Origin of the sequence: Streptomyces sp. AC555_RSS877 (assembly GCF_019049245.1) — a bacterium.
Classification (GTDB): domain Bacteria; phylum Actinomycetota; class Actinomycetes; order Streptomycetales; family Streptomycetaceae; genus Streptomyces.
Genome location: NZ_JAGMUK010000176.1, coordinates 526 through 3,694, shown reverse-complemented (window position 1 = coordinate 3,694; position 3,169 = coordinate 526). Strand labels below are relative to the sequence as shown.

Genomic DNA, 3,169 nt, shown 5'->3' with positions numbered 1-3,169 from the left:
GAGACGTCCCGCGCCAACGGCCCCATCGACCAGCCATCACCCGCAATGTGATGCACCACCACCACGAGCACATGCTCATCCGGACCCACCCCGAACAGACTCGCCCGCAGCGGAATCTCAGCACCCAGATCGAAGGCATACGCCTGCGCCTGCGCCACCGCACCGGCCAGCTCTCCGTCACCCACCTCGACAACAGACAGGTCGAAGCCGCACTCCTCGACCGGCAGGATCTGCTGATACGGCTCCCCGTCCGCCACCGCGAACACCGTCCGCAGCACCTCATGCCGCCCCAGCACATCCAACAGCGCCGCCTCCAACGCCCGCCGGTCCAGCCGGCCGGTCAGCCGCAAGCCCACCGGCTGGTTGTACGTCGCGCTCGGGCCCTCCAACTGGCCGATGAACCACAGCCGCCGCTGCGCGAACGACAACGGCACCCGCTCCGGACGCACCCCCGCCACCAAAGCCGGACGCGCCACACCCCCCTGACCCAACCGACCCGCAAGCCCCGCCGGCGTCGGCACCTCGAACAACGTGCGCAGCCCCACCTCCACACCCAAAACCGCACGCACCCGACTCGCCAGGCGCACCGCCAGGAGGGAGTGGCCGCCCAGCGCAAAGAAGTCGTCGTCCACGCCGACCTGGTCCACGCCCAGGACCTGCGCAAAGGCCTGGCACAGGATCTCCTCCTGCACGGTGACCGGCGCCCGACCCCTACCACCGGCATACTCCGGGGCGGGCAGGGCCTTGCGGTCGAGCTTGCCGTTCACCGTCAGAGGCAACTCCGGCAGAACCACGACAGCTGACGGCACCATGTACTCCGGCAACCGCCCGGCCGCAAGGTCCCGCACATCGCCGACCAGGCCGGCGGATACCGCATCCTCGGCCCGCACCGGGACGATGTAGGCGATGAGGCGTTTGTCGCCCGGGGTGTCCTCCCGCACCACCACCGCGGCCTGTCCGACCCGCGGATGCCCCACCAACACCGACTCGACCTCACCCGGCTCGATCCGGAAACCACGGATCTTCACCTGCTCATCACTACGACCCGCGAACAGCAACCGCCCCTCCGCCGTCCACCGCGCCCGGTCCCCCGTCCGATACATCCGCGAACCATCACCCGCGAACGGATCAGCCACAAACCGCTCCGCCGTCAAACCCGACCGCCCCACATACCCACGCGCCAACCCCGCCCCCGCCACATACAACTCACCCGCAACACCCACCGGCACCGGCGCCAACCGCTCATCCAGCACGAACACCCGCGTATTGACCACCGGCGACCCGATCGACACCGCCCCACCCGCCACACACCGCCACAACGTCGCATCAACCGTCGTCTCCGTCGGACCATACGAGTTGAACATCACCCGCCCCGGCGCCCAACGCTCCACCACCTCCGGCGGACACGCCTCACCCGCCACCACCAACACCACCCCCGCACCAACCGACCCCTCCTCCAACGTCGCCAGCACCGCCGGCGGCAACGTCACATGCGTCACCCCAGCCCCAGCCAAAAACTCCGGCAACACCCCACCCAGACGCCGCTCACCCGGCACCACCACCAACGCCGCACCCGACAACAACGCCGGCAACCACTCCCACCCGAACGTGTCAAACGCCGCCGAAGCAAACTGCGCCACCCGCGCCCCCGGCCCCACACCCAAATCCCCCACATGACCCGCCACCAGACTCGCCACACCCACATGCGACACCACCACACCCTTAGGCCGACCCGTCGACCCCGACGTATAAATCACATACGCCGGATGCTCCGCACGCAGCCCCACCCCCACCACCGAAGACCCATCCAAACCCGCAAGCTCACCCACCACCACCGGCGAATCCAGCACCACCCGCGACACCCCACCCGGCACCACACCCGCCAACACCGAAGAAGTCAGCACCACCTCCAACCCCGCATCCCCCACCACATACGCAATCCGCTCCACCGGATAACCCGGATCCAACGGCACATACGCACCCCCCGCCTTCACCACACCCAACAACGCCACCACCAAATCCACCCCACGCTCCAAACACACCCCCACACACGACTCCGGCCCCACACCCCGCGCAATCAACAAACGCGCCAGCCGATTCGCCCGCGCATCCAACTCCGCATACGACACCGACACACCCTCATCCACCACCGCCACCGCACCCGGAGTCCGCGCCACCTGCGCCGCAAACAACCCCGGCACCGTCCCCACACCCACCGACACCGCCGTGTCATTCCACTCCACCAACACCCGCCCACGCTCAACCGGATCAACAACCTCCACCCCACCCACCCGCACCAACGGATCCCCCACCAACGCCTCCAACACCCGAACCCAACAACCCCCAATCCGAACAGCCGCCTCCGCATCAAACACATCCGCAGCCGCAGTCACCGCACCCCGCACACCCGCCGGCGCACCCTCAGCGTCGAACACCTCAGTCGCCATCACATCCAAGTCGAACTTCACGGCCGCGACCCCGACCCGCTCCGCCGACACCCCCGACAACCCAGAAGCCCGCACCCCAGGCAAATCCAGCACCGCCTGCTCGTTGTTCTGCAACGTCAGCATCACCTGGAACAACGGATGCCGCGCCGTAGAACGAACAGGCGCCAACTCCTCCACCAGCCGCTCGAACGGCACATCCTGATGCTCGAACGCCCGCAGCCCCGCCTCCCGCACCCGCTCCAACAACTCGGCGAACGACGGATCACCCGACAGATCACTCCGAATGACCAGCGTGTTCACGAAACAGCCGACCAGATCATCCAGCGCCTCATCCGTCCGCCCGGCAATCGCCGACCCGATCGGAATATCCGTCCCCGCACCCAGCCGGTGCAACGTCACCGCAAGCGCCGCCTGCAGCACCATGAACACCGTCACACCACGCTCACGCGCCACCTCACGCAACCGCGCATGCACCCCAGCCGGAACCTCCAGCCCAGCCTGAAATCCCCGGAATGAACGAACCGCCGGCCGCGGCCGGCCCGTCGGCAGCGTCAACTCCTCCGGCACCCCCGCCAACGCACCACGCCAGTACTCCACCTGACGCGACAGCACACTTGCCGGATCACCCTCATCACCCAGCAACTCCCGCTGCCACAACGCATAATCCGCATACTGCACCGGCAACGCATCCCACACCGGCACCCGACCCTCACACCGCGCCC

At 67.9% G+C, this 3,169-nt stretch carries 1 protein-coding gene; it reads right to left on the bottom strand.

Annotation, left to right across the window (positions count from 1 at the left end):
* Positions 1 to 3,143, bottom strand: a 3,143-nt coding sequence (locus KUM49_RS38395; protein WP_217241587.1) for a non-ribosomal peptide synthetase, incomplete at its 3' end; no start/stop codon positions are given.
* Between the last annotated feature and the right edge of the window lie 26 nt (positions 3,144 to 3,169).